The sequence below is a fragment of the Amycolatopsis nivea genome (assembly GCF_004522235.1).
Taxonomy (GTDB): domain Bacteria; phylum Actinomycetota; class Actinomycetes; order Mycobacteriales; family Pseudonocardiaceae; genus Amycolatopsis; species Amycolatopsis nivea.
This window is the reverse complement of sequence record NZ_SDLT01000002.1, coordinates 129215-154983: the sequence shown is the minus strand read 5'-3', so window position 1 is coordinate 154983 and position 25769 is coordinate 129215. Positions and strand designations below refer to the sequence as shown.

Sequence of the window (25769 nt, the reverse complement as noted above, 5' to 3'; positions counted from 1 at the left end):
GCCGGATATTCAGGAAGAAGTCATGAGAAAGATCCTCAGCACGCTCGCCGTCGTAGTCGCCGCCACCGCGGGCCTCACGGCGTGCGGATCCTCGGACGCTTCCGGGGAAACCCTGCGCGTCGGCACCCTCACCGACGCCCCGCCCAGCATCTACCTCGAAAACGGCCAGTTCACCGGGTACGACAACGAACTGCTGCGGGACATCGCCAAGCGCGAGGGCTTCCAGGTCGAGTTCGTCGGCACCGAGTTCTCCGGCCTGCTCGCCAAGGTCGCCGGCGGCCAGCTCGACATCGGCAGCTCGACGATCTCCGCGACCGCCGCGCGCAAGAAGACCGTGGCGTTCAGCAACGGCTACGACACCAGCTACACCACCGTCGTCAGCAAGAAGGGCGCCGCGCTGCCCGCCGCGAACTCGTTCGCGGGCAAGCGGGTCGGCGTCGTGCAGGGTTCGGTGCAGGACGAGTTCGCGGGCAAGCTCGCCGGTGCGCAGGTTGTCCGGTTCCCGGACTACAACGCCGGTTTCGCGCAGCTGAAGACCGGCGGTCTCGACGGCTGGGTCGTGCCGAAGGACATCGGCCAGAAGTACCTCGACCAGAACCCGGCGATTCCGCTCGAATTCGGCTACACCGTCGCGGACAAGGACACCCCGTCCGCCTTCGCGGTCGCCAAGTCGAACCCGGAGCTGCTGAAGAAGATCAACGACGGTCTCGCCAAGGCGATCGCCGACGGCACCGCGGCCCGGCTGCACGCGCAGTTCTTCAAGCAGGCTCCGGTCGCGAAGGAGCTGGAGAAGGGCGGCCCCGGCCTCCCGGTGGCGAACTCCTGATGCCCGGGCACACTGGTGGCATGAAGAAACTGATCGTCACCGCCTTCGCGGCGGCACTGGTCGCCGGTCTCACCGCGTGCGGTGGCGACGCGGGCGAGACCCTGCGAGTCGGCACGCTGAGCGATTCCCGGCCCAACGCCTACCAGGAGAACGGCCAATTCACCGGCTTCGACAACGAGCTGCTGAAGGATATCGCCGCGAAAGAAGGCCTGAAGCTGGAATTCGTAGCGACCGATTTCTCGGCACTGCTCGGCAGCGTCGCGAACGGCCGGTTCGACATCGGCAGTTCGGCGATCGCGCAGACCGACGAGCGCAAGAAGACGGTGGCGTTCAGCGATCCGTACAACTACCAGTCGCTCGGCATCGAGGCGAAAGCAACGGCGGGCATCTCCGACGAGAACTCGTTGACCGGCAAGCGGATCGGCGTGGTGCAGGGCACGGTGTCGGACACCTGGCTCGCCGCGAACGCGCCGAAGGCAGAGGCGGTCCGGTTCCCGAACGACGCGGCGGCGCTGAGCGCACTGAAGTCGGCGGCGATCGACGGCGCGGTGTTCGACCAGGTGTCCGCGGAGGATTACGCGAGCAAGAACCCCGAGCTGAAGGTCACGAAGGCGATCACGACCAGCATCCCGCACGGATACGCGGTGCGGAAGGGCAACACCGAGCTGCTGGGCAAGCTGAACGACGGCATCAAGAAGGCCGTCGCGGACGGCACCTGGGCGAAGGTGCACCAGCAGTTCGAGCCGAGCATTCCGGTTCCCGCGGATTTCAAGATGAAGTAGCCTGATGGATCAGTTTTTCGACACTTTCCTCAACTGGCAGTACATCTGGGAAGTTTTCCCGGACCTGCTCAAGACCGGCCTGCTGAACACCCTGATCCTGTCGGTGGCGGCGGCTATTATCGGGACCCTGCTCGGCATGGTGCTCGCGGTGATGGGCCTGTCCACCAAACGCTGGCTGCGCTGGCCCGCGCGGGTGTACACGGACATTTTCCGTGGCCTGCCCGCGATCCTGACGATCCTCGTGATCGGTCAGGGCGTCGGCCTGCTCGCTCGCGGCCTGGTGGGCAATAACCCGTACCCGCTGGGCATCGCCGCGCTGAGCCTGATCGCCGCCGCGTACATCGGCGAGATCTTTCGGGCGGGCATCCAGAGCGTCGACAAGGGACAGCTGGAGGCGAGCCGCGCGCTCGGCATGAGCTACACCAAGGCGATGCTGCTGGTGGTGATCCCGCAGGGCGTGCGGCGAGTGCTGCCCGCACTGGTGAACCAGTTCATCGCGCTGGTGAAGGACTCGACCCTGGTGTACTTCCTCGGTTTCCTTACCTCGCAACGGGAACTGTTCAGGATTGGCCAGGACCTCGCGGCCAACACCGGCAACCTGTCGCCCCTGGTCGCGGCGGGCGTGGTCTACCTGGTGATCACGGTTCCGTTGACGCACCTGGTGAACTACATCGACAAGCGGCTGCAGACCGGTCGAAAGGTGACCGCGGAGAACAACGAGATGCTCGCGGGCGGGACGATATGAGTACAGCGATTCGTTCGTCCTCAGTGGAACTGAAGGACATCCACGTCCGATTCGGGACGCTGGAGGTCCTGCGCGGGGTGAACCTGAAGGTGCCGAGCGGCAGCACCACATGCGTCATCGGCCCGTCCGGTTCTGGTAAGTCGACTCTGCTGCGCTGCGTGAACCGCTTGCAGGAGCCGGACAGCGGCGACCTGCTGCTGGACGGGGAAAGCGTCATCTCCTCGGATCCGGACGCGCTGCGCCAGCGGGTCGGGATGGTGTTCCAGCACTTCAACCTGTTCGGACATCGTTCGGTGCTGGACAACATCGTGCTCCCCCTGCGCAGCGTGCGCGGTCTGTCCAAAGAGGACGCCGTGGAGGTCGCCCGGGCGCGACTGGCGGAAGTCGGACTCGCGGACAAAGCCCTGTACCGCCCGGCCGCGTTGTCCGGAGGCCAGCAACAGCGGGTGGCGATCGCCCGTGCGCTGGCGATGGAACCGGAAGTGATGCTCTTCGACGAGGCCACGAGTGCGCTGGACCCGGAGTTGGTGAAGGGCGTCCTGGACCTGATGGCTGGGCTGGCTTCGCGGGGCCTCACGTTGATCGTGGTGACGCACGAGATGGGCTTCGCCCGCAGCGTGGCCGACGAGGTCGCGTTCATGGACGCTGGGCGGATCGTGGAGCAGGGGACGCCGCAGCAGATGTTCGAGGCACCGGCTAGTCCTCGGTTGCAGCAGTTCTTGTCGCAGGTTTTGTGACGGGACGGCCGTCCTCGCAGACGCTGTCGCTGGTCCGCGTGGCTTCCCGGGAGTCCTGGAGCCGCCGGGCCAGCGACGGTGCCACTCGCTGCACTGCCTGGTCGATCGGCAGCAGATGGACGGCCCGGATCTCCGGATCGGTGAGGGTCAGCCGGGCGGCTTCCGAGGTGGAGATCCGCCCGCCGTCGAAGATGAACGCGAGCCCTTCCGGCATCCGGCCGTCGTCCGGCGCGTAGTCGAGAACCAGCAGCGGGCTCGACGAGCAGGACGCGTCCGGTTTCGTCGCGGAGCAGGGTGCCAGCCGACATCCGCGTACCGGCGCGGCGGCGGTCCGTGCGGGATCGTGCGCCCCAATCCCCTCCTGACCACCAGGTACCGTGAACCCCATGGGGACGATCTCGCGGCTCACGTATTACCCGGTCAAAGGCTGTGCCGGCACGACCGTCCAGTCCGCCGACGTGACCCCGGCCGGTCTCGCGCACGACCGCGAGTTCATCGTCACCGCGGCCGACGGCGACTTCCGCAGCCAGCGCCGCTTCCCCGTCATGGCCGCCATCCGGCCGCGCCTCCTGGACGGCGGCGCCCGCCTCGCCCTGTCCGCGCCCGGCGTCGAAGACCTGACCATCGAGGTCCAGAAGGACGGCCGACGGCACCCCGCGTCCACCTTCAACTGGACCGGCGAGGGCGTCCACCAGGGTGCCGACGCCGCGGAGTGGATCTCCACCGTGGTGTGTCAGCCGTCCGTGCTGCTCGGCGTCACCCCGGAGCATGACCGCGTCACGAGCGGTGAGACTCCCGGCACCGCGCGGTTCGCCGACGGGCACGCGATCCTCGTGATCTCCGAGTCCTCTTTGGACCACCTGAACGAACGGATCGCCGAGCGCGGCGGCGAACCGGTGCCGATGGACCGGTTCCGGCCCAACCTCGTGATCCGCGGCTGGGCGGAACCGCACGCTGAGGATTCGGTGCGCCGGATGGAAGCCGGCGGGGCCGAGTTCGCCTACGCGAAACTGTGCGTGCGCTGCGCGGTGCCGATGGTCGATCAGGAAACCGGCAAGCGCTCCGGTCCGGAGCCGATCCGCTCGCTGGCGGCGTACCACCGCGACCCGCACGGCGGCGTCCTCTTCGGCATGAAGGCGGCGGTGACCCGGCCCGGTCAGCTGGCGGTCGGCGACGCGGTGATGGTGCATTCCTCGGTCGGCCCGATCCGCAGCACCGAAGCCGCCGAACCGCCGTTGACCGCGACGGCCAGCTTGCCCGCCGAGTCGGTGTAGACGAGGTTCGCGCCGCGCGGCACGTCGGCGAAGGTCCGGCCGATCGTGGCGGACACCGCGACGTGCTCGCTGTGCACGGTCACCTCACCGGTCAAGCCGGTTAGTTCGAGGTCGGCGGGGGCGGCGGCGAGCTGGACGTTGCCGAAGTGGTCGACGGTCAGCACGTCCGACACGAGCTTGCCCGGAAACGCCGCGATCAGCGGCTCTGGCAGGCGCACCACGTCGCGGATGGCGGGCCCGAAAGAACCCGGGTGTGCACCGAGAGCGAGCTTCGCCGCGACAGGGGCGAAGATGTCTCGGCCGTGAAAGGTCGCGGACGTCGGCGTGCGCACGTCGATCACGTACGCCGCGTACACGCCGCCTAGCGCCTCTGCGGCAGGTAGAAGCAGACCGTTGTCCGGGCCGACGAGGATGCCGTGCGTCGCGACCACCACGATGCCGCGGCGCTCAGTGCCGACGCCTGGGTCGACGACAGCGAGGTGTACGGCCTTAGGCAGCGACGGCACGGTCTGCGCGAGCACTGCCGCGCCTGAGCGCACCTGCTGCGGCGGGACGAGGTGCGTCACGTCGAGAACGCGTACGTCGGGCGCGATGCCCGCGATGACCCCGTGGCAGGCGGCCACGAAGCCGTCGTGCAGCCCGTAGTCGGAGGTGAACGAAATCCAGCGGTAGGCCATGACCTGCATCATCCTCGCTGTAGCGGTGCTCGGGTTAGGGTGCAGCAGTGACGACGCTCGCCGATTACCCGAAGATCGCCGCCGGAAAAGTCCGGGACCTGTACGCGGTCGGGGACGACCACCTGCTGCTGGTCACCTCGGACCGCATCTCCGCTTACGACTTCATCCTGGACACGCCCATCCCCGACAAGGGCCGCGTGCTCACGGCGATGAGCGTGTTCTGGTTCGAGCAGCTGTCGGACCTGATCCCGAACCACCTTGTCGCGTACGACGACCCGCGCATCCCCGCCGAGGTACGCGGGCGCGCGCTGCTCGTACGCCGTCTCGACATGCTTCCGGTCGAAGCTGTCGCGCGCGGGTACCTCACGGGGTCCGGCTACTCGGACTATCAGCGTACGGGCGCAGTGTGCGGCGTAGAGCTGCCTGAAGGGCTCGTGGAGGCATCGAAGCTGCCGTCGCCGATCTTCACGCCCGCGACGAAGGCGGCGTTCGGCGAGCACGACGAGAACGTTTCGTTCGACGCAGTGGTCGCGACTATCGGCGCGAAGCGCGCGGAGGAGCTACGCGAAGCGACGCTCGCCGTGTACCGCCGTGGCGCGGAAGTGGCGGCGAAGCGCGGAATCCTGCTGGCGGACACGAAGTTCGAGTTCGGAGTGGACGAGACGGGCGCGCTGGTGCTGGCGGACGAAGTGCTGACGCCGGATTCGTCGCGGTACTGGCCGGCGGAGGGGTACGAGCCGGGAAGGGTGCAGCCGTCGTTCGACAAGCAGTACGTGCGCAATTGGCTGACGGGGCCGGAGTCGGGTTGGGAGAGGGCGTCGAACGTACAGCCGCCGCCGTTGCCGAGTGAAGTGGTGGAGGCGACGAGGGGAAGGTACGTGGAGGCGTACGAGAGGCTGACGGGGTTGTCGCTGGAGGACTGGCTGTAGGCCGAGGAAGCAGCAGAGGGCCCAGGGAGAGAACCCCGAAAACTGTCGGCACCCCCTGACACACTGCAACCATGACCACACCGTACGCAACACCGCGCGCGAGGGCATTGGGCCTGGAGTTACGCGCGGCGCGGGAGAGAAGAAGACTGGGTGTAAGAGAGTTGGCCCGGTTGCTGGGGATGACGCCTGGTTTCGTGACGAACTGGGAAAGAGGACTGCGGCTGCCGAAGCCGGAGGACATCGGAGCGGTACTGGCGCACTGCAGGGTGATCGGGCCGGATCGCAGGCGAATAGTGGAGATGGCGCGAGGAGCGCGAGAGCAGGACTGGATAGACGGCGGCGGAGAAGAGCCGTACCTGGAGTGGGAACGCACGGCGGAGGCAGTGTTCGGCTGGGAGCCGGAAGTGGTGCCGCCGCTGTTGCAGACGAGCGGGTACGCACGAGCGCTGTTGTCGAGCACTGCGGGCGTTGTCGCGGACGAAGTGGACGCGCGCGTAGCCGAGAGACTGTCGCGGCGCGCGGTGCTCGATTCGGGCGCGCGGTGTGTGCTGGTGCTGGGGGAAAGGGCGCTGCACAAGAGGATCGGCGACGCGGACGCGATGGCGGAGCAGCTGTGGCATCTGCGCGAGCAGTTGGCGGAAGGCAAGGCCGAGGTGCGAGTGGTCCCGGCGGACCGCCGTCCCGATCTGGGCAGGGCGTTCACGATTTTCGATTTCGCGGACCTGCCCTCGATCGTCCACGAGCGGTTGCTGCGGGAAAGCGCCAGCAGCTCGAGTCCGGCGCGGGTGGCGAAATACCGCGAGGTGGCGGAAACGCTGCTGGAGCTGGCCCTGCCGAAACCCGAGACGGACGCCCTGCTGGAGTCGGCGCTGCGGAAATTGTCGGTGCCGTAGGGCAGAGTGGGTGCCGGTGAAAGGAGTGGCATGAGCCGAGCTTTGGTGTTGGGCGGCGGTGGCGTCGCCGGGATCGCGTGGGCGACCGGATTGCTGACCGGGCTGGCGGAAGCGGGCCAGGACGTAACCGATGCCGACGTGCTGATCGGCACGTCAGCAGGCGCGGCGGTGGCGGCACAGCTGGGCAGCGGATTGCCGCTGCCGCAGTTGTACGCGCGGCAAACCGATCCGGCCTTGCAAGCGGCGGAGATCGCGGCCGAGTTCGACCCGGAAAAGTTCGGCGAGGAATTCGCCGCGGTGCTGGCCGACGGCGGCACCGCGGCGGAAACCCGCCGGGCGATGGGAAAGTATGCGCTGGCCGCAGAAACCGTCCAGGAACCGCGACGCCGCGCGGTGATCGAATCCCGCCTGCCGTCCCACGAGTGGCCCGAGCGCGCGGTGAAAATCGTTGCGGTGGAGGCGGAAACCGGTGAGCCCGCGGTGTTCGACAGCTCGTCCCGCGTCTCGCTGGTCGCCGCGGTGGCGGCAAGCTGCGCAGTGCCCGGAATCTGGCCAGCAGTACCGATCAACGGCGGCTGGTACGTCGACGGTGGCGTCCGCTCTGCCTCGAATGCCGACTATGCAACAGGTTTCGCCCAGGTGACAGTGGTCGTCCCGATGGGCGCGGCGGAGCCGTTCCCGACGGAGCGGCCGTTCGACCAGGTACTGGCGGACCTGCGCTCAGCAGGCGCGAAGGTAGCGGTCTTGGAACCAGACGAGGCCTCGGTCGCGGCGATCGGCCCGAACCCACTGGACCCGGCAACCCGATCCGCAGCCGCGGCGGCCGGGTTGGCACAGGGACAACGAGGAGGGGTGGTGTGGGAGTGAGGACGCCCGGCCACGCGACAGCTGGCTGCTGACCTCGGCGAGCCGCTTCCCGGCCCAGGCCGATTGCTGCCGGTTGGGAGATGGGGCGGAGCCTGAGCTGCGCTGGCTCTCGGCGGTCCGCCGGTTTTGGCGCGGGTTGGTTGGCCGCGCGTTTGCGGGCGGCGGGGCCTGAGCCGGGCTGGCATTCGGCGGGTTGCCGGTGCAGGTTGGTTTGCGGCGCGTTTGAGGCGGGCGCGGAGCCTGTGCTGGGCGGGCTCTGCCGCGGGTTGCCAGTTCGGTGCGGGCTGGCTGCTGCGGTTACAGGTCGGCGGGTTGCCTGCGAGCGGCCCAGTCCGACCCCGGCTGGTCGTAGCCAGTTCCAGGTCGGCGCGGAGGCCCCATTCGGCTGACTCTCGTCGAGCCCTGCCAGTGCGAAGCAGATTCGTCGGCTCCAGCCCACTCCGGAGCTAGCGCTCCACGAGGGTGGCCCGATTCGCCATCAATCGTTCACCGCCAAGCTCGGCGCGCCCTGGAGGCGGGCCCAGGCAGCAGGGTGGTGATTGCGTTCGCGCGGTAGCAGTGGATGAAAGTCAGGCACGTTCCAAAAAGCCAGCCCCGCGAGCACCCACGCCCTGGCACACTGGGCTTGTGCTTCTGCTCATCAGCGGCAGCCTGCGGGCCGGTTCGGTCAATGCGGCTGTCATCGCTACCGCGGCTGGGTTTGCGGCGTCCACTGTGTACGGTGGGCTCGCTGGGCTGCCGCATTTCAATCCGGATTTTGACCGGGATCCGTTGCCTGGCGAGGTTGTCGCGTTGCGGGAGGCGATCGGGGCGGCGGACGGTGTCCTGTTTTGCACCCCGGAATACGCCGGTGGCCTGCCGGGTTCCTTCAAGAATTTGCTCGACTGGACGATCGGCGGCGGGGAGATGTACGGCAAACCCGTCGCGTGGATCAACGCATCCTCGGTCGCCGCGCCGACTGGGGGTGCGGACGCGCATGACTCTCTCCGCAAAACCCTCACCTACGCGGGCACTCGCATCGTCGACGACGCTTGTGCTCGGATTCCGATTCCCCGCCAAGCTGTCGAGAACGGATCCCTCATCGATCCCGACCTGCGAGGGCGGGTCGCGGTCGCGGTGCGGCGGCTCGTGGAGGCGGCCAAACCGGTCAATCCGTGAGTCGCTGAGCCCAGTCGAGGAAGCTGTCCCGTTCGGCACCGGTCAGTACTGCGGCGGGCGGGGTGTTCGGGAGGGCTAGTACTACGGCGTCTTTCGGCAGGTCGCGGACCTGTTCTTCGGCAAGGGATGTCGGTGCCGCCGCTGAAGCGCGGAACAGGAAGGCCAGTGGGCCGGGGCCTAAAGACTCCACGATTTCGACGCGGCCGCGGCCGAAATCGCGTAGTTCCCCGGGTAGGACAGAGGCCTGTAGGGAACCTGCGGACAGGAGGATTGCGGGCCGCGGTTTTCCTGGGAGGGTGCCTGGTTCGGCGCGTAATTCGCTGCCGTTCCAGGGGGTTGCTGGAACCACAAGTCTTCGTCGCCACATGGCCATGGCGTGCAGGCTAACGCGAAAATCGGTGGCACTGCGGCATTTGCCCGGTTAGCGTCCGCAGGCGTGAGTTACGAGCATCCTCTCGCTTACCTCATCGGGATCGAAGGAGCGGCGTTGCTCCGCGCGTTCACCGGCGAGCACGATCGCGAGTTTGTCGAAGCGCGGCTGGCCGAGATTCGCGCGCTGCTGGCTGACGAGGACCTGGCCCACGGCGTCGAGGTAACCCAGCTCGCGCCTAGAGATGGTTACGCTCGCTGGGCGGCCGCGTATGACTCCGGCGAAAACGCTGCGTTCGCTGACGAGCCCCACGTCGCGGCGGTCCTTGACGCCATCCCGCCGGGTCGGGCGCTTGATGCTGCCTGCGGCACTGGGCGGCTCACCCGGCTGTTGGTCGAACGCGGTCACCACGTGGTCGCCGTCGACGGTTCTCCGGAGATGCTCAGCCATGCCAAGGCCGACTCGACTTTCGTTGCTGACCTGCATGAACTTCCGGTCGATGACGGTTCGCAGGACGTCGTGCTCTGCGGCCTCGCGCTGTCGCACGTACCGGACCTGGCACCAGTGATCGCGGAGTTCGCTCGTGTCCTCGCCCCGGGTGGGCATCTCGTCCTATCCGACGTACATCCCGAGCAGGTCCAGCGCGGATCGATCCCGTCCGTGCGTACGGCCGACGGCGACCCGGCTCGGGTGCTGACGAGTCATCATCGCGTCGGTGATTACTTGCGTGCATTCTTCGCGGCCGGTCTCGCGCCGGTGAGCTGTGCGGAGCCGACGCCCGCACTAACCGAACCGCGCCACGTCCCTGGTGGTGGGCCGTGGGATCTCTGGCCGTGGTCGTTGAACGGCCTGGTGCCGGACGCGTTGGCCGCGGCGGCGAAGGACGTGCCGTCGATGCTCATCTGGCACTGCCGCAAGGCTGCATAAACCCAGCGGTGACTGTCCGCCGCGTAAGTCTCACTCGTAGTTCACGGAGCGGTCAGGCGGTCGCCACACGGCTGCGGCGCAATGGTGGCGTGGATGCTCGCCTGCTGGTCTCGCTGTCCGGGGTCACCACGCGCACGCTGCACCGTTGTGCGCATCTGGCGGCCGAACTCGAACGTCGGCATGTTCCGCTGTCGATCCTGCATGTCGCGCGCACCGAGGACGGGCCCGTGACAGCCTGGGTCCGTACGCGCGCCGCAGCGGGTGACTCGGTGTTGCTCAACGGCTACGACCACCGCATCCCGCCGACGCATCGCGCCGTGCACCTGGGGCGTAAGGCCGAGTTCGCCGTGCTTCCCGCGCACGAAGCGCGGCTTCGGCTCATCGCTGCGAAGGCCGCCCTCGACGCGACCGGCGTGACTGTTGACGGCTTCGCGCCGCCGCGTTGGCTGGCGTCGGCTGGCACTGTGCAGGCATTGCGGGAGCACGGCTTCACGCTGTGCGCTGACCAGAACGCCGTACGGGACCTGGTGACCGGCGAAATCCGGCGCGCGCGGGTGCAGGACTTCACGAGTCAGTCGCACCGTACGGAGACTGTCCGCTGCTTCGCGCTCGTACTCGCCTCCGCGCGGGCCGCGCGCCGAGGCGGGCTCGTGCGGCTTGGCATTGACGCCGCTGACCTCAGCCGCCCCGGCTTGCGGCAGGCGTTGCTGGACGCGGTGGACGTGGCCCTCGAAAATCGGGCCTTCGGGACCACCTACGGCTCCTTGCGCCACACCGCGCCCGCGTAGCCCTAGACCTCCGTCGCGACGCCTCGTTCCAGCGCCTTCACCTCGGTACCTTCCGGGGCGAGGTTCTGGAACAGCCCGTAGTGCATGTTCGCCGCCGCGTTGGCCAGCACCGCCTCGTGGATCGGCACCGAACGGCGCGGCGCGACCGCGCGCAGGAAGTCCACGGCTTCGCCGGCCTTCAGCCACGGGGCCCCGGTGGGCAGGCCGAGCACGTCGACCTTCTGCTCGGGCACGAAGAGCGAGTCGCCCGGGTGGTAGAACGCGCCGTGGTCGACCAGGTAGCCGATGTTCGGGATCACCGGGATGTCGGCGTGGATCACCGCGTGCTCGCCGCCGGTGACCGACACCGAGGTGCCGCCGATCTCGAACGCGTCGCCGGGCTTGGCGACCTCGAACTCCAGGTGCAGCTTCTCGATGGCTTCGGCCGAGCCCGGGTCGACGATCAGCTTCGCGCCCGGGTTCGCCTTGAGCAGGCCGGGCAGCCGTTCGACGTCGAGGTGGTCGAAGTGCTGGTGGGTGATCAGCACCGCGGACAGTTCGCGCTCGTTCTCGAAGCCGGTGGAGAACGTGCCAGGATCGAGCAGAATCCGCTCCGCGGCGGTCTCGAGCAGTACGCAGGAATGTCCGAAATGGACGATCCGCATCAGGTTTTCTCCTTACCAAGATCGGTCGGTTCAACCCTACGCTCGTGGCCTGGTCCGCGAGGGCGTCCAGCGAGGACTCCCGGTCGGAGGACTTTCCGCGCCAGTTCCGGGATGCCATGCTGGCGGGAAGCCCGGGCAACTGTTGGCAGAGTGTCAGCAACCTCGTAGCCTGGGGGTTCACCGAGACGGGGAGACGCCGATGACCGCGGTCCAGCCGAAGCCGACGCCCGTCGGCGAGACGTTCGATTCGCTCAGCCCGGCCACCGACGAGGTCGTCGGCACCTACCCGGTGCACACGGCCGACGAGGTCAGCGCCGCCGTCGAGCGGGCGAGGGCGGCCGCGCGCTGGTGGGACGGCCTCGGCTTCGCCGGGCGCGCGGAGCGGCTGCAGCGCTGGAAGGGCGTGCTCACCCGGCGCCTGCCGCAGCTGTGCCAGGTCGTGCGCGACGAGACCGGCAAGCCGATCGCGGACGCCCAGCTCGAGAGCGTGCTGGCGATCGAGCACATCGCGTGGGCGGCGAAGAACGCCCGCAAGGTGCTCGGCAAGCACCGCCGCTCGTCCGGCCTCCTGATGGCCAACCAGGCCGCGACCGTCGAGTACCTCCCGCTCGGCGTCGTCGGCGTGATCGGGCCCTGGAACTACCCGGTGTTCACCCCGCTCGGCTCCATCGCGTACGCGCTGGCCGCGGGCAACGCGGTGGTTTTCAAGCCGAGCGAGTACACCCCTGGCGTCGGGAAATGGCTGGTGGACGCGTTCGCCGAGATCGTGCCCGAGCAGCCGGTGCTGCAGCTGATCACCGGCTTCGGCGAGACCGGGGCCGCGCTGGTCGGCTCCGGCGTGGACAAGATCGCGTTCACCGGTTCCGCGGCCACCGGGAAGAAGATCATGGCCGGGGCCGCGAACACGCTGACCCCGGTGGTGATCGAGGCGGGCGGCAAGGACGCGCTGCTGGTGGACACGGACGCGGACCTCGAAGCGGCGGCTGATGCCACCGTCTGGGGCGCGTTCTCCAACTCCGGCCAGACCTGCATCGGCGTCGAGCGCGTCTACGTGCACGAACGCGTGGCCGACGAGTTCGTCGCCAAGGTGGTGGAGAAGGCGAAGAACGTGCGCGCCGGCTCGGACGAGGACGCGCAGTACGGCCCGATCACCATGCCCTCGCAGCTGTCGGTGATCCGCGGGCACATCGAGGACGCGCTGAAGCGCGGCGGGAAGGCGCTGGTCGGCGGCGTGGAGAGCGTCGGCGACCGCTACGTGCAGCCGACCGTGCTGGTCGACGTCCCGGAGGACTCCGAGGCGGTGCGCGAGGAGACGTTCGGCCCGACGGTCACCATCGCCAGGGTCCGCGACATGGACGAAGCGGTGGAGAAGGCCAACGCGACCAAGTACGGCCTCGGTTCCACGGTGTTCTCGCGGGCGCGCGGCGCCGAGCTGGCGTCGCGGCTGCGTGCGGGGATGACCGCGGTGAACGCGCCGCTGTCGTTCGCCGGGATCGCGTCGCTGCCCTTCGGCGGCGTCGGCGACTCCGGGTTCGGCCGGATCCACGGCCCGGAAGGGCTGCGCGAGTTCGCCCGCCCGAAGGCAGTGGCCCGGCAGCGGTTCACCGCGCCGCTCACGCTCACGTCCTTCTCCCGCAAGGAATCCACCGACGCGCTGGTCGCCAAGCTGGTGACCGTCCTGCACGGCAAGCGTTAAGGAGCACTGTTGCCCGGCTTCGGCGATTTCCAGCACGAGATCTACTTCGCCGGATTGTCCGGCCGCGTTCCGGACCTGCCGATGTCGTACGCGGAACTGGAAACGCGTGCGGCTCAGGCGCTTCCGCCGTCCGTACTGTCCTATGTGGCCGGTGGGGCCGGCGACGAGCGGACCCAGCGCGGGAACGTCGAGGCATTCGAGCGCTGGGGCCTGGTCCCGCGGATGTTCGTGGGCGCGAAGGAACGCGACCTGTCGGTGGACCTGTACGGGATGAAGCTGCCGTCGCCACTGTTCCTCGCGCCGGTCGGGGTGATCGGCCTGTGCGCGCAGGACGGCCACGGCGACCTCGCGACCGCGCGGGCCAGCGCCCGAACGGGCGTGCCGATGGTCGCTTCGACACTGAGCGTCGACCCGATGGAAACGCTCGTCCCGGAACTGGGCGACACTCCGGGCTTCTTCCAGCTGTACACGCCGACTGACCGTGACGTCGCCGCCTCGCTCGTGCAACGCGCCGAGGCGGCGGGCTTCCGCGGCATCGTGGTCACGCTCGACACCTGGGTGACCGGCTGGCGGCCGCGCGACCTGTCGACGGCGAACTTCCCGCAGCTGCGCGGGCATTGCCTGGCCAACTACTTCACCGACCCGGTGTTCCGGAAACGGCTCGGCAAGGCTCCGGAGGACGACCCGGCGGCCGCCGTCGGACTGTGGGCCCAGCTGTTCGGTAACCCGTTGACCTGGGAGGACCTGCCCTGGCTGCGCTCGCTGACCAAGCTTCCGCTGCTGGTGAAAGGCATCCAGCATCCCGACGACGCCCGCCGCGCCATCGACGGCGGGGTCGACGGGATCTACTGCTCCAACCACGGCGGACGGCAGGCCAACGGCGGTCTCCCCGCGTTGGACTGCCTTGCCGAAGTGGTCGATGCCTCCGGCGGCACACCGGTGCTGTTCGACTCCGGCGTGCGCTCCGGAGCCGACGTGGTCAAGGCGCTGGCCTTGGGCGCGACGGCGGTAGGCGTCGGCCGCCCGTACGCCTGGGGGTTGTCGTTGGCTGGTGAGGACGGCGTTGTCCATGTGCTGCGTACCTTGCTCGCTGAAGCTGACTTGATCATGGCTGTGGACGGCTATCCGACCCTGGCCGACCTCACCCGCGAAGCGCTGCGGCGAGTCGGCTAGACGCTTACGCGGGCAGGAAGTACCCCTCGCTCTCGTCCCACGGGATGTCGAAATCGTCGAGGTGTACGTGCCACTGCGCGTCCGGAAGGGTGCGGCGCAACTCGGTCACTGAGCCCAGCACGTGTTCGAGGATCGGCATGACCCGGTCGAGATCGAGCGGCATCTTGGTGGACCCAGCCACGATCGCGTCCGGCTCGACTTCCGAGTACAGGAAGAGAGATTCCTCGTCTGGGTAAGGAAAAGACGACTGGCGTGTGGTGACGACGCGTTCGACAGCGGCGGTCTCGGAAGCGGTGAGCGCGGTCGCCCGGCTCGCGGTGTAGTAGAGGGAAGTGCTCATGGGCCCGACTGTAACGACGGGGTCCGACAATTCCGGGAAAACAGTCATCCGGAACAGCCCACCCGCCCGTCGAGCAGGCAGCTACAATCGCCGCCCGTATGTGGTTTCAAGGAAAGTCCGGGCGGATCCTCGCCTGGTTGTCCGCACTCGGCGCGGTAGCCGTCGTCGCGGGCATCGCGGCCGTCATCAGCAGCTTCAACCCGGTTGACCTGCAGGTCTACCGCTTCGGTGCGGACGCGGCCGTCCAAGGCGGCGACCTTTACGGCCCGCTCCCGACCACCACAGCCGGGTCGATGCTGCCGTTCATCTACCCGCCGTTCGCCGCGATGCTCTTCTCGGCCCTGGCGCTCCCGCCGCTCTCGATCGCGTCGGTTCTGCTCGACGTCCTCTCCGCCGCGTCGCTCTGGGTGGTCTTGTACACCACGGTCCGCCACCTGTGGCGCAACTGGAATCGCCAGTCCACGGCCGTCGCCGCGTCCGCGCTCACCGTTGCGGCGCTTGCCTTCGAGCCCGTGCGCTCCACCATCGGCTTTGGACAGATCAACCTCGTCCTGATGGCACTGGTCGCCGTGGATTGCCTGGCGCCCAACCCTCGCTGGCCGCGCGGAATCCTCGTCGGCCTGGCCGCCGCGATCAAGGTGACGCCCGCTGGTTTCCTCCTTTTCTTCCTGCTCGCCAAGGATTTCCGCGCCGTCCGCAACGCCCTGCTCACCGGTGCCGGAGCGACCTTGCTCGGCTTCCTGATCGCCCCGCGCGCGTCCGCCGAGTACTTCTTCGGCGGCGGCCTCACCGGTGCCGACGGCTTCAGCGGCTCGCCCTACGCGACCAACCAGACCATCCAAGGCGCCCTCAACCGCCTCGCCCTGCTGCCGCCGGCCCACGACCTGCTGTGGCTGGCGTTGTCCGCGTTCGTCCTGGTCGCCGCCGTACTTGTCATGCGGCGCGTCGACAGTTCGCTCGGCTTCGTCGTCAACGCGGCCGCGGTGCTCGTCCTGTCCCCGATTTCCTGGTCGCACCACTGGGTTTGGGTGGTGCCCGCGACGCTCATCCTCGCCGCGCGCGTCCGCACGCTTCGCGCCGCCGCCGCGTTGGCCGCGGGCGCGTCGGTTTTCATCGCCGCGCCGCACACTTTTGTGCCCTCCAGCGGGATGCGGGAACTCGCGTGGGAACCGTGGCAGCACCTCGTCGGCGACGCCTATGTCCTTCTCGGCTTGGGTTTCCTTGCCTGGCAACTGTTCGCGGTGCAGTTCGCCCGGGTCCCCGAACTCGAACGGGTCCGTTAGGCGGAACCGGGCCAAACCAGCGTCACCAGATCCCGGCCGGACGACCCGAGATCTGGTGGCATCTCCGGATCGATCCCCATCTCCAGCAAGGCCCGCTCGACCTCGCCGGCCGCGTCGGCAGGCAGGCACAACCGCCGCCGTACGACGTCCACTGTGGACGCGAACTCCGCGTACTCCGGCTCCGGCGGCCGCCGCCATTCCACGACTTCCGGCTCGATCCCCACTTCCGCGAGCGCCGCGAGACAGTCCCCAGCAGTCGGTCCAGCCGGTCGCTCGATGCCGTGAAACCGGTGCCACAGCGGATTAAGCTCAGTCAACGGATGCCGCGCGGCCGTCTCGACCACCACCCGCCGCCGCGCCGCCGCGGTGAGCGCCGCGACGAACGGAGCCAGGTCGGGGACGTTGTAAACCACGTTCCCGCACACGACAACGTCCGCCACGCCGGCTTCGTCGGCAAGATCGGGCCACCGGCCGGACAACAGCCGATGCTCCACGCCCGCGGCCCGCTCGGCGAACGCCGCGAGCAACTCGTCGTCGGTGTCCAACGCCGTCACCGCGGTGACGTTCGACCGGCCGACCAGGGACAGGCTCGCCGCCCCGGCCGCCGCGCCGATGTCGAGCACCGTGCCTGGTTCCTGCAACGCTTCGGCGGCCAGTTGATAGGTCGCCCCGATCGGTGCCGCGATCTGCTGATCGGCTCGCCGCAGGAACACCTCGCGCGGCAGGACCCACGGCGATTCCGGAGGGTGCACGGTATCCGGAATCGCCCAGGCGGCAAGCAGATCCCGCCAGGTTGACAGAGCGGTCATCGAGCCCGAATCAGATCAGCCGCCTTTTCCGCCACCATGATCGTCGGTGCGTTCGTGTTTCCGCGCGGCACCACGGGCATCACCGAAGCGTCCACCACCCGCAGCCCCGTAACCCCGCGCACCTTCAGATCCGGGTCGACCACCGCGTGCTCGCCGCTGCCCATCGCGCACGTGCCGACCGGGTGGTACAGCGTCTGCGTGTTCTGCCGGACGTGCTCGGTCAACGCCTCGTCCGACAGCTCATGCGTCGCCGGCAGGAACGGCCGGTCCAGGAACTTCGCCAGCGGACCCGACCGTCCGATCTCGATCAGCGACCGCAAAGCGGACTTCACCGACTCCAGATCGATCGACTCCGCGTAGTAAGCCGGGTCGATTTCCGGCTTCCACATCGGATTCGCCGACTTCAGCCGCAGCCGCCCGCGGCTCGCGACGTCGACCAGCGTGGCCGCCGACGTGAAGCCCGGACACGTGGGCTCGCGCATTCCGTTGTCGTAGAACAACGTCGGGGCCACGTGGATCTGCATGTCCGGCGCGGCCAGCCCGTCGCGGGTCGAGTAGAACGCGCCCGCCTCGCCGATGTTCGACGCGAGCGGGCCGCGTTTGGTCAGCTGGTAGCGCACCAGTCCGGCGGGCGTCGCGGAGTCCGCGATGTCGGTCGTGCCCTTCGTCGACCAGATCACGCCGACCGCCGGGTGGTCGTGCAGGTTGTCGCCGACGCCGGGCAGCGCGGCGACCACGTCGATGCCCAGTTCGCGCAGATGTTCGGCCGGACCGACGCCGGACAGCATCAGCAACTGCGGCGAGTTGATCGCCCCGCCGGACAGCAGCACCTCGGCGTCCGCCCGGACCGTCGTCGGCACGCCCTTGTCGAGATAGGACACCCCGACCGCTCGGGTGCCCTCGAAAACCACCCGCGTGACCTGCGCGTTCGTCCGCACGGTCAGATTCGGCCGCGACAACGCGGGCCGCAGGTAAGCGTCCGCGGTGGACCAGCGGCGGCCGCGCTTGCAGGTGACCTGGTAGAGCCCGGCCCCCTCCTGCGACTCGCCGTTGAAGTCGTCGGTGTGCTTGAGCCCCCACGCGACCGCGCTGTCCACCCACGCGTGCGACAGCTCGTGGGTGAACCGCCGGTCCTCGACGTGCAGCGGGCCGTCCGTGCCGTGCAGCGGCCCGCCGAGGCGCTGGTTGCCCTCGGCGCGCTTGAAGTACGGCAGCACGTCGTCCCAGCCCCAGCCGGTGGCTCCGTGCGCATCGCGCCAGCCGTCGTAGTCGGCGCGGTTGCCGCGGATGTAGATCATCGCGTTGATCGACGAGCAGCCGCCGAGCATCCGGCCGCGCGGCCAGTACTCCTTCTTGCCGGTGTGCTTCTGCTCGACGGTCTCGTAGTTCCAGTCCCACTTCGTCTTGAACAGCGACGCGAACGCCGCCGGGATCCGGACCTCGTCCGCGGTGTCCTCGCCGCCGGCCTCGAGCAGCAGCACCCGCGCGGACGGGTCCTCGCTCAGCCGGTTCGCCAGCACGCAGCCCGCGCTGCCCGCGCCGACGATCACGTAGTCGAAGGAGTCCTGCTCTGGCACGCTGCCTCCCGGTGGTGTTGACACCCTGTCAACGACACATCATGGCGCAGGTCACGCTACGCGCAAGTCGCCGGAAAACCGATCAGTCAGAAGTGGCATCGAAGACGGTGACGCACACGCCGTCCGCCGCATCGTCGTCGGTCTCCACCCGGCCCTCTCCGGTCACGTCGTCCACCTTGGTGTCGAGGTGCACGATGGTCCGGCCCGCGGAGGTCAGCACGTCCGTCTTGCGCGGGGTGAGCTTGGTTTCGCCGTAGATCCACTGCTGGGTGCCGTTGCGAGTGGTGTCCTGGCACATGACCGACAGCGCCGCCGGGATGTCTCGCGCGTTGACCGCGTCGATGAACCTGGTCGCGGCGTCCGTGCCGTTCTTCACCGGGGGCCGCGGCTTCGGATCCGTCGACAGGCTGGCCAGCGGAGCCGGTTCGCCACCCGATTTGGTGTCGCGCACACACCAGCCTTTGTCGCTGGGGATGATCGCGATCCCGTAGGTGAGGTCGCCGGCGGTGATCGTCGCCGCGCGCTCCTGCTGGCCGGTCAGATGCACCGCGTTGCTGATCTTCGCGTCGCCCTTCGCGCTCCGGAAGGTCTGCTCGGCGGTGTAGGACCGCTTCGACCGGATCCTGCACCACAGCTCATTCAGCCCGGTCTGCTCGGTGATCGAGTTGGCGACCGACTGGGCCAGCTGCTCCGGCGTTCCCTGCGACGTCGTGTCCAGCTTCTCCTTGAAGAAGCCCGGCGTCACCCAGCTGCTGAAACTGCCCAGGCGGCGGCCCCTGCTGCGGTCCGCGCGGCGGATAAGGGCCCTGCTGCGGATACGGGCCTTGCGGCGGGTGGTTCACGTCTCCCCCTCGATACCGGTCTGTCTGCCGAGCAGGCTGGTGAAGTACGCTTCCCGTGCACCCACGACCTGCAGAAATAAGGAGCAGCCAGCCGTGGCTCGAGTCGTTGTCGACGTCATGCCCAAACCCGAGATCCTCGACCCGCAGGGCCAGGCGGTGGCGCGCGCGCTGCCGCGGCTCGGCTTCTCCGGGGTCGCCGACGTGCGCCAGGGGCGGCACTTCGAACTCGAGGTCGACGACGACGTCGATGACGAGACGCTGGCCAAGATGGCCGAGGGCTTCCTCGCCAACCCGGTGATCGAGCAGTGGACCATCCGGCGGGTGGAGGCGTGAGCGCCCGCATCGGCGTCATCACCTTCCCCGGCACGCTCGACGACGGCGACGCCGCCCGCGCGGTCCGCTACGCCGACGCCGAGGCGGTTTCGCTCTGGCACGCCGACGACGACCTCAAGGGCGTCGACGCGGTCGTCGTCCCCGGCGGCTTCTCCTACGGCGACTACCTGCGCGCCGGCGTGATCGCCCGCTACGCGCCGGTGATGTCCTCGGTCATCGACGCCGCGCACAAGGGCATGCCGGTGCTCGGCATCTGCAACGGCTTCCAGATCCTGTGCGAGGCCGGTCTGCTTCCCGGGGCGATGATCCGCAACGTCGGCCTGCACTTCGTGTGCCGCGACCAGTGGCTTCGCGTGGACAACAACGCCACCGCGTGGACCACGCGCTACGAGGCGGGCGCGGAGATCCTGATCCCGCTCAAGAACAACGACGGCTGCTACGTCGCCGACCAGTCCACTGTGGACATGCTGGAGGCGGAGGGCCGGGTCGCGTTCCGCTACGTCGGCGGCAACCCGAACGGCTCCCGCAACGACATCGCGGGCGTCACCAGCGAGAACGGCCGCGTGGTCGGTCTCATGCCGCACCCGGAGCACGCGATCGACGCGCTCACCGGTCCGTCCGACGACGGTCTCGGCATGTTCTACAGCGCGGTCGACGCGCTCGTGAAGGCCTGAGCCAAGCACCGCGAAAGGGGCCCCGGGAAAACTTCCCGGGGCCCCTTTCGCGTTACTTGCTGTGGTCGCTGGAGAGCCAGCGCTCGGTGCGCACCCGCACCAGCACCGAGTTCTCCGTCAGCGAGCCCTCGACGAACTTCCGCGCCTCGGCCTCGGGCGCGTACCGCGAGGCGATGGCGAGCGCCTGCTCCTCCGTCGGAGCCGAGGACCGGTCCACGACCGGACCGGACACCGTCACGTACTTGTACGGCTGGGTTTCCTGCTGCACCGTGAGGCTCAGCTTGCCCGCCGCCTCGATCGCCCGGTCCTTCGCCGATCCGCGGTCCATCCAGATCAGCAGTTCGCCGCCGGGCTCGTAGTCGTACCAAACCGGCACGGCGAGCGGGGCCGCGCCTTCCCGGCCGATCGACAGCACGCCCACTCGCTGCTCCGCGAGGAACTTCTCTCGTTCGTCCACCGTCATGACCGCCATCCGGCGTCACCCCCAGGCTAGGAAGATCAGGATCCGCTTGAGGCCAACGCCGGACGCCCGGCGGACATTCCGGTCTCGGGGCTCGGGCCGGGACGGCCGTGCTCAGCCGAGCCGGAAGACCAGTGCCGTGGACTGTGCGGTGTAGATCGCGCGGACTCCGTAAACGACCCCGTCTGCCCAGAACAAGCGGCAGAACCACGGTGCCAAGCTGCGATTGCCGGGACCCGTGAGCGAGACCGTGCGCACGGGTGTCACAGCTCCGGTGTCCAGGGAGAACTTGACGATGTGCTGCTCAGGACCGTCCTGGCCGGCGGAGACCGCGGCGATCACCTGCCCGTTGTCCACCGCGAGCGGCGCCGCGACAATGCCGCCGCCGGGTGCCGGGACTTCCCAGCGTTTGGCGCCGGTGCGGAGGTCGAACGCGGCGAGGCGGTTGGGCTTCTGCGGGCTGGTCAGCGCGATCATCGTGGTGCCCGTGACGAGTGCTCGCGAACGTCGATGTGACGTGCCATTGGAGGCCCCGCTCAGGCTGTAGCCGAATCCGTCGTCGCCCATGAAGCCGTTCAACGCGTCTCCGGCATCGATGGTGGAAACCGGTTCGAGCGAGTCGTCGAGAGTTGCGTACATCCCTTTCGATGCGTCGCTGACGTAGGCGACCAGCGGCGACGCGCTCACCCACGCCATCGTGAGGTAGGACTTGCTCTTCACGAACTCGTTGTGCTGCTTGGTTTTCCCGGTCGCGGGATCGACGGCAACGGCGACGTACAAGCTGTCGCCGGCGTCCTTGGCGCTGCAGTGGGACAGCAGCACGAAGTCCGCGCTCCGCGGCAGCCCGTCCGACGGGATGCAGTTCGAGTACACCTTCTCGTCGGTCGGTGGCGTGACCTCGGACCAGCGGACGGCGCCGGTGGCCGCGTCCAGCCCGAGCAGTTGCTGGTAGTGCACGACCACGACCGAACCGCCGACGATCTCCAGCACTGCGTGCTCGTCGAGTTTCGCCTGCGACGGGCTCCCCGACGAGGTGATGGGCATCGCTCGCTGCCACAGCAGCTTTCCCGCGTTGACATCCAGTACAGCCGCGCTCGAACAGAGATCCCCATAACCGACGGCGATGTGATTGTCGACGACAGAGGTGCTCGCCCCGCAGAAATGGCCGGCGGGGGAGGGGATCCGCCAACGTTCCTTTCCGTCGCTCCGTGCGTACGCGACCGCATAGGTGTCGTTCACCAGCACCAGATCGTCGCCCACGACCCAGGAATCGATGCCGTTGTCGTACGGCGGGACCCGGTCCGATCCCAGCTGCCACGGACCTGGCTGGGACACCGCGATCGCGTGACCGGACACCGTGCCGCTGTTGAGCGCGAGCGGTACCGCGATCGCCGCGATCACCACAGCTGCCAGAAATGCCGAGATTCCGAGGACGGCCCACCGGCCACCCTTTTTGTCAGTCACTACCCGCTCCCCCCTTAGATGCGGGTAGTGTATTTGGGGAAATCTGATTCCCCCAAAGTTCCGCCACGGTTTTCACCGCTTCGGATTTGTCGACCGGGAATCGCCCTTCAGCTCGCCGCCGCGACCAGTCGCGAGTACGGGCCGCCCGCCGCGATCAGGTCCTGGTGCGGGCCGAGTTCGGTGATGGTGCCGCCCTCGACCACCGCGACCCGGTCCGCCGCCGTGGCCGTGTGCAGCCGGTGCGCGATCGCGATCACCGTGCGGCCTTCGAGCACCGCGTTCAGCGACCGTTCCAGCTCGCGCGCCGAACCGGTGTCCAGCAGCGACGTCGCCTCGTCCAGCACCAGCGTGTGCGGGTCGGCCAGGACGACCCTGGCCAGCGCCAGTTGCTGCGCGAGACCGGCCGGAACCGCGTACGCGCCCGAGCCGAGCTTGGTGTCCAGCCCGTCCGGCAGTCCGGCCGCCCACTCCGCGGCGCCGGCGGACGCGAGCGCGTCCAGCAGTTCCTCGTCGGTCCAGTCCCCGCCGCCGCGCCGGGCAGGCAGGGCCAGGTTTTCCCGCAGCGTCCCGGAAAACGTGTGGTGTTCCTGCGTCAGCAGCAGCACCTCGCCGCGCAGCACGTCGTCCGCGAGCGTCGACACCTCGGTGCCGCCGACCCGGATCGAACCCGCCGTCGGGGCCGAGATCCCGGCCAGCAGCCTGCCCAGCGTCGACTTGCCCGCACCGGACGGTCCGACGATCGCCAGCCGTTCCCCTCGCGGCACGCTCAGGCTGATGCCGTGCAGCACCTCGCGGTCTGAGGTGTAGCCGAACCGGACGTCGCGCACCTCGATGTCGCGTCCGCGCGGCACGTCGGTGATCTTGTCCGCCGATTCGGCCGGCTGCACGCCGATGATCCGGCGCGTCGCGGCTATCGCGACCTGCAAGTCCTCCAGCCAGAACAGCGCCTCGCTGAGCGGCGCGGTCATCGCCTGCGCGTACGCCAGCATCGTCGTGATCGTGCCGAGCCCGGCCCAGCCCTGGCTGTAGGCGAACAAGCCCAGCAGCAGGAGCGCCGCGATCGGCAGCACGTAGCTGATCTCGAGCGACGGCAGCCAGCGCATCTGCAGCGCCCGCATCCGGCGTTCGCCGAGCGTCGCCTGGTCGAGTGCGTGGTACCCGGCGCGGACCCGCCGTTCGGTGAGGCTGAGCGCCTCCGAGGTCCGCGCGCCCTCCACGGTCTCGTGGGTGGTCGACTGCAGGTCGCCCCAGCGGTCGAGCATCCACGCGAACGCGCTCGGGATCTTCCGCTGGTACCAGATGTTCACCGGCACCAGGATCGGAATCGCCACCAGCAGGGCCAGCGCGAGCAGCGGCGACGTCACGATCATCGCGATGGTGGTGAACAGCACCGTCACCGCGGCGATCAGGATTTCCGGCGCGGCGAACCGCACCGCGACGTCCAGCCGGTTGATGTCGCTGGTCGCCCGGCTGAGCAGGTCGCCGGTGCCGGCCGCCTCGACGGTGCTCAGCGGCAGGCCGAGCGCGTTCGTGACGAACCGTTCGCGGGTCTGCGCGAGCACCCGTTCGCCGAACATCCGGCCGCGCAGCCGCGCCGCCTTCCTCGCCCACGCCTGCAGCACGAGCACCGCCACGAACGCCACGGCCAGCAGGTCGACCCGCAGCGTCGTGCCGTGCTCGACCACGCCGTCCACGAGCCTGCCGAGCAGTTGCGGCCCGGCCAGCCCGACCACGGTGGCCAGGCAGAACAGCCCGAGCATCACGGAAAACTCGCGCCGGTGCTCGACCGCTACGCGTTTCGCCCAGCGCCGCACTTCGCGTTTCGACGCCAGCGGGAGCCGCGTCGTCATACCGTCACTGCCTTTCCGTGCACGACCTCGTCGGCCACGTTCCTCCACAGTGGACTCTGGCTGAACACCACCGTGGTCCTGCCGGTCCGCAATTCCTTGGCGCGCTGGGTGATCCGGGCTTCGGTGTGCGCGTCGACCGCCGACGTCGGCTCGTCGAGCAGCAGCACGTCGGGGTCGATCGCCAGCGCGCGGGCCAGGCTCAGCCGCTGTCGTTGCCCGCCGGACACCTCGCGGCCGCGTTCGCCGATCAGCTCGTCGACGCCGCGCGGCAAGGCCTCGATGATGTCCTCGGCGTCCGCCGCGTGCAGCGCCGCGAAGATGTCGACCCCGCGCGGGTGCTCCGGAGTCAGCTGATCGCGCAGCACCCCGGAAAACCACAGGTCCTGGTTGTGCGCGTACACCACGCGCCTGCGCAGTTCGGCGAGCGCGACGCGATCCGCGGGCACTCCGCCGACCAGCACCTGTTCGCCCTCGTCCGCGTCGGCGAACCGGCTCATCCGCGCGGCGATCGCCTCCGCCTCGGCACCAAGATCGACGACGGTCAGCTTGCCCGGCGCGATCCGGATGCCGCTGGCGGTGTCCACCAGCTCCAGCGGACCGTCCGGCAGCGGCAGCGGCGACACCGGCTCGGCGAGCTTCGGCCGCAGGGCCAGCAACCCGCACACCTTGCGCGCCGCGACCAGACCCGAGCTGAGCGAGCTGACCTGTTCGGTCGCCGTGGCGACCGGCACCACCAGGAACGCCGAAAGGCCGTAGAACGCCACCAGTTCGCCGACGCTGATCGTGCCGTCGAGCGCGAGCCGTGCGCCCAGCCAGGTGATCGCCACCGTGACCAGCCCCGGCAGCAAGACCTCCGCGCCCGCCAGCCAGGATTCGCTGCGCCCGACCTCGACGCCGGAGCGCCGCACCAGCTGGCTCGCGTCGCGGAACCGGGCGAGGAATCGCCGTTCGCCGCCAACACCGCGCAGGATCCGCAGCCCGGACACGATGTCCGCGCCGAGTGCGTTCACCTCGCTCAGGTTCTCCCGCTGCGCGGTTTTCCGCTTCTGCAGCGGCGCGAGCAGCGGACCGATGCCGAGCACCGCGAGCGGGACGCCGACCAGCGCGACCGTGCCCAGCACCGGCGAGGTGCCGAGCATCGCGATCCCGATGACCACGAACGCCACGATCGAACCGAACGTGCGGCCGATGACCTCGAACGCGTTGCCGACCCAGTTCATGTCCGACGACGTGACCGCGACGACGTTGCCGGTGGTGGTGGCGTCGCGCAGGGACGCGCCGAGCCGGGTCGTGTGGTCGGTGACCAGGCGCTGGGTGGAGCCCGCCCCGTGGATCCACATGCCGTACGACGCGAAGTGCAGCCCGGTGCCGAGCAGCGCCTGCGTCACGCCGAGCACGCCCGCGAGCAGCGCCCAGCGCCACAGCGCGGACGAGTCGCCGTCGGCGATCGCCCCGACGCCCCGGCCGATCACCAGCGGCAGCAGGGCGCTCGGCAGCGACCAGCCGGCCCCGGTGACGATCGCGGCGAGGACGAGCCCCGGCCGTGCGCGCAGGACCGCCAGCAGATACCGGACCGGCGTCGGACGTTCCGGGAGCCGGATGTCGGGGAAGCGGTACGTGGCGGAAAGCACGATCATTGACGCTAAGCCGC

28 protein-coding genes are annotated in these 25769 nt (G+C 69.0%); 16 read left to right on the top strand and 12 right to left on the bottom strand.

Going from position 1 to position 25769, the window contains the following annotated elements; translation table 11 throughout:
- Positions 1–22 precede the first annotated feature (22 nt).
- Genes EIZ44_RS02865 through EIZ44_RS02850 form a run of 4 tightly spaced genes read left to right on the top strand, consistent with a single transcriptional unit; the run spans position 23 to position 3090 of the window.
- Complete coding sequence (locus EIZ44_RS02865; protein WP_043834705.1) at positions 23–826, top strand: substrate-binding periplasmic protein; 804 nt, start codon at positions 23–25, stop codon at positions 824–826.
- 20 nt (positions 827–846) lie between these two features.
- Positions 847–1608 carry an ABC transporter substrate-binding protein gene (locus EIZ44_RS02860; RefSeq protein ID WP_134727644.1) on the top strand — a complete coding sequence of 254 codons (762 nt, stop codon included), beginning with the start codon at positions 847–849 and terminating at the stop codon, positions 1606–1608.
- Positions 1609–1612: 4 nt separating this feature from the next.
- The gene (locus EIZ44_RS02855) at positions 1613–2353 is read left to right on the top strand and encodes an amino acid ABC transporter permease (RefSeq protein WP_134727643.1); all 741 of its coding nucleotides are present in this window, start codon (positions 1613–1615) and stop codon (positions 2351–2353) included.
- The gene (locus EIZ44_RS02850) at positions 2350–3090 is read left to right on the top strand and encodes an amino acid ABC transporter ATP-binding protein (protein ID WP_134727642.1); all 741 of its coding nucleotides are present in this window, start codon (positions 2350–2352) and stop codon (positions 3088–3090) included. Before EIZ44_RS02855 ends, EIZ44_RS02850 begins: the two co-directional genes overlap by 4 nt.
- Here EIZ44_RS02850 and EIZ44_RS02845 read toward each other — a convergent pair.
- A complete protein-coding gene (locus tag EIZ44_RS02845) occupies positions 3050–3478 on the bottom strand; it encodes an NUDIX hydrolase (protein ID WP_240691209.1) in 429 nt (142 codons plus the stop codon). The two genes, EIZ44_RS02850 and EIZ44_RS02845, sit on opposite strands and share 41 nt — an antisense overlap.
- Here EIZ44_RS02845 and EIZ44_RS02840 point away from each other — a divergent pair.
- The gene (locus tag EIZ44_RS02840; RefSeq protein ID WP_167753952.1) at positions 3477–4364 is read left to right on the top strand and encodes an MOSC domain-containing protein; all 888 of its coding nucleotides are present in this window, start codon (positions 3477–3479) and stop codon (positions 4362–4364) included. The genes EIZ44_RS02845 and EIZ44_RS02840 overlap by 2 nt on opposite strands.
- Here the strand turns inward: EIZ44_RS02840 and EIZ44_RS02835 are convergent.
- Entirely contained in the window at positions 4247–5041 is a 795-nt protein-coding gene (locus EIZ44_RS02835; RefSeq protein ID WP_078870271.1) for an SAM hydrolase/SAM-dependent halogenase family protein, read from the bottom strand. The genes EIZ44_RS02840 and EIZ44_RS02835 overlap by 118 nt on opposite strands.
- A gap of 47 nt (positions 5042–5088) precedes the next feature.
- Here EIZ44_RS02835 and EIZ44_RS02830 point away from each other — a divergent pair, with 47 nt between their 5' ends.
- From EIZ44_RS02830 to EIZ44_RS02815, 4 genes are all read left to right on the top strand, one after another.
- Entirely contained in the window at positions 5089–5970 is an 882-nt protein-coding gene (locus tag EIZ44_RS02830; protein ID WP_037808718.1) for a phosphoribosylaminoimidazolesuccinocarboxamide synthase, read from the top strand.
- 71 nt (positions 5971–6041) lie between these two features.
- Positions 6042–6863, top strand: a complete 822-nt coding sequence (locus EIZ44_RS02825; protein ID WP_037808716.1) for a helix-turn-helix domain-containing protein — start codon at positions 6042–6044, stop codon at positions 6861–6863.
- Positions 6864–6893: 30 nt separating this feature from the next.
- Positions 6894–7730, top strand: coding sequence for a patatin-like phospholipase family protein (locus EIZ44_RS02820; protein ID WP_037808715.1), 837 nt, complete (start codon positions 6894–6896; stop codon positions 7728–7730).
- A 627-nt stretch (positions 7731–8357) separates the two neighbouring features.
- Entirely contained in the window at positions 8358–8888 is a 531-nt protein-coding gene (locus EIZ44_RS02815) for an NADPH-dependent FMN reductase (RefSeq protein WP_078870270.1), read from the top strand.
- Here the strand turns inward: EIZ44_RS02815 and EIZ44_RS02810 are convergent.
- Positions 8878–9078, bottom strand: a complete 201-nt coding sequence (locus tag EIZ44_RS02810; protein ID WP_134662143.1) for a hypothetical protein — start codon at positions 9076–9078, stop codon at positions 8878–8880. The two genes, EIZ44_RS02815 and EIZ44_RS02810, sit on opposite strands and share 11 nt — an antisense overlap.
- Positions 9079–9324: 246 nt before the next feature.
- Here EIZ44_RS02810 and EIZ44_RS02805 point away from each other — a divergent pair, with 246 nt between their 5' ends.
- Together EIZ44_RS02805 and EIZ44_RS02800 are read left to right on the top strand one after the other, a co-directional pair.
- Positions 9325–10185, top strand: coding sequence for a class I SAM-dependent methyltransferase (locus EIZ44_RS02805; RefSeq protein WP_134727640.1), 861 nt, complete (start codon positions 9325–9327; stop codon positions 10183–10185).
- An 89-nt stretch (positions 10186–10274) separates the two neighbouring features.
- A complete protein-coding gene (locus EIZ44_RS02800) occupies positions 10275–10973 on the top strand; it encodes a DUF2334 domain-containing protein (protein WP_205673027.1) in 699 nt (232 codons plus the stop codon).
- 2 nt (positions 10974–10975) lie between these two features.
- On the opposite strand, the gene EIZ44_RS02795 is transcribed toward EIZ44_RS02800, so the two are convergent.
- Entirely contained in the window at positions 10976–11617 is a 642-nt protein-coding gene (locus EIZ44_RS02795; RefSeq protein ID WP_043834695.1) for an MBL fold metallo-hydrolase, read from the bottom strand.
- A gap of 199 nt (positions 11618–11816) precedes the next feature.
- On the opposite strand from EIZ44_RS02795, the gene EIZ44_RS02790 reads away from it, so the two are divergent.
- On the top strand, positions 11817–13313 hold the full coding sequence (locus EIZ44_RS02790; RefSeq protein WP_134727639.1) for an aldehyde dehydrogenase family protein: 1497 nt from the start codon (positions 11817–11819) through the stop codon (positions 13311–13313).
- 9 nt (positions 13314–13322) lie between these two features.
- A complete protein-coding gene (locus EIZ44_RS02785; protein WP_134727638.1) occupies positions 13323–14486 on the top strand; it encodes a lactate 2-monooxygenase in 1164 nt (387 codons plus the stop codon).
- A 4-nt stretch (positions 14487–14490) separates the two neighbouring features.
- On the opposite strand, the gene EIZ44_RS02780 is transcribed toward EIZ44_RS02785, so the two are convergent.
- Positions 14491–14826 carry a hypothetical protein gene (locus tag EIZ44_RS02780; protein WP_134662139.1) on the bottom strand — a complete coding sequence of 112 codons (336 nt, stop codon included), beginning with the start codon at positions 14824–14826 and terminating at the stop codon, positions 14491–14493.
- A gap of 98 nt (positions 14827–14924) precedes the next feature.
- Between EIZ44_RS02780 and EIZ44_RS02775 the strand changes: the two genes are divergently transcribed.
- Entirely contained in the window at positions 14925–16109 is a 1185-nt protein-coding gene (locus EIZ44_RS02775; RefSeq protein WP_134727637.1) for a glycosyltransferase 87 family protein, read from the top strand.
- Here EIZ44_RS02775 and EIZ44_RS02770 read toward each other — a convergent pair.
- The 3 genes from EIZ44_RS02770 to EIZ44_RS44570 all read right to left on the bottom strand — a co-directional run bounded on the left by EIZ44_RS02770 (position 16106) and on the right by EIZ44_RS44570 (position 19240).
- Entirely contained in the window at positions 16106–16918 is an 813-nt protein-coding gene (locus EIZ44_RS02770; RefSeq protein ID WP_134727636.1) for a methyltransferase domain-containing protein, read from the bottom strand. The genes EIZ44_RS02775 and EIZ44_RS02770 overlap by 4 nt on opposite strands.
- Entirely contained in the window at positions 16915–18495 is a 1581-nt protein-coding gene (locus EIZ44_RS02765) for a GMC family oxidoreductase (RefSeq protein WP_134727635.1), read from the bottom strand. The genes EIZ44_RS02770 and EIZ44_RS02765 overlap by 4 nt, the downstream gene beginning before the upstream one ends.
- A gap of 82 nt (positions 18496–18577) precedes the next feature.
- A complete protein-coding gene (locus tag EIZ44_RS44570) occupies positions 18578–19240 on the bottom strand; it encodes a hypothetical protein (protein WP_051728637.1) in 663 nt (220 codons plus the stop codon).
- A 190-nt stretch (positions 19241–19430) separates the two neighbouring features.
- On the opposite strand from EIZ44_RS44570, the gene purS reads away from it, so the two are divergent.
- On the top strand, positions 19431–19670 hold the full coding sequence (purS, locus tag EIZ44_RS02755; RefSeq protein ID WP_037808692.1) for a phosphoribosylformylglycinamidine synthase subunit PurS: 240 nt from the start codon (positions 19431–19433) through the stop codon (positions 19668–19670).
- Complete coding sequence (gene purQ, locus EIZ44_RS02750; protein ID WP_037808690.1) at positions 19667–20344, top strand: phosphoribosylformylglycinamidine synthase subunit PurQ; 678 nt, start codon at positions 19667–19669, stop codon at positions 20342–20344. Before purS ends, purQ begins: the two co-directional genes overlap by 4 nt.
- A 52-nt stretch (positions 20345–20396) precedes the next feature.
- Here the strand turns inward: purQ and EIZ44_RS02745 are convergent, their stop codons facing one another.
- The 4 genes from EIZ44_RS02745 to EIZ44_RS02730 all read right to left on the bottom strand — a co-directional run bounded on the left by EIZ44_RS02745 (position 20397) and on the right by EIZ44_RS02730 (position 25749).
- Positions 20397–20816: a pyridoxamine 5'-phosphate oxidase family protein gene (locus EIZ44_RS02745; RefSeq protein ID WP_037808689.1), complete on the bottom strand. Its 420-nt coding sequence runs from the start codon at positions 20814–20816 to the stop codon at positions 20397–20399.
- A gap of 102 nt (positions 20817–20918) precedes the next feature.
- Complete coding sequence (locus EIZ44_RS02740; RefSeq protein WP_134727634.1) at positions 20919–22268, bottom strand: outer membrane protein assembly factor BamB family protein; 1350 nt, start codon at positions 22266–22268, stop codon at positions 20919–20921.
- 107 nt (positions 22269–22375) lie between these two features.
- Entirely contained in the window at positions 22376–24118 is a 1743-nt protein-coding gene (locus EIZ44_RS02735) for an ABC transporter ATP-binding protein (protein ID WP_134727633.1), read from the bottom strand.
- Positions 24115–25749 (bottom strand): ABC transporter ATP-binding protein, encoded by a 1635-nt coding sequence (locus tag EIZ44_RS02730; RefSeq protein WP_167753951.1) that lies wholly within the window; start codon positions 25747–25749, stop codon positions 24115–24117. Before EIZ44_RS02730 ends, EIZ44_RS02735 begins: the two co-directional genes overlap by 4 nt.
- Positions 25750–25769: the final 20 nt, after the last annotated feature.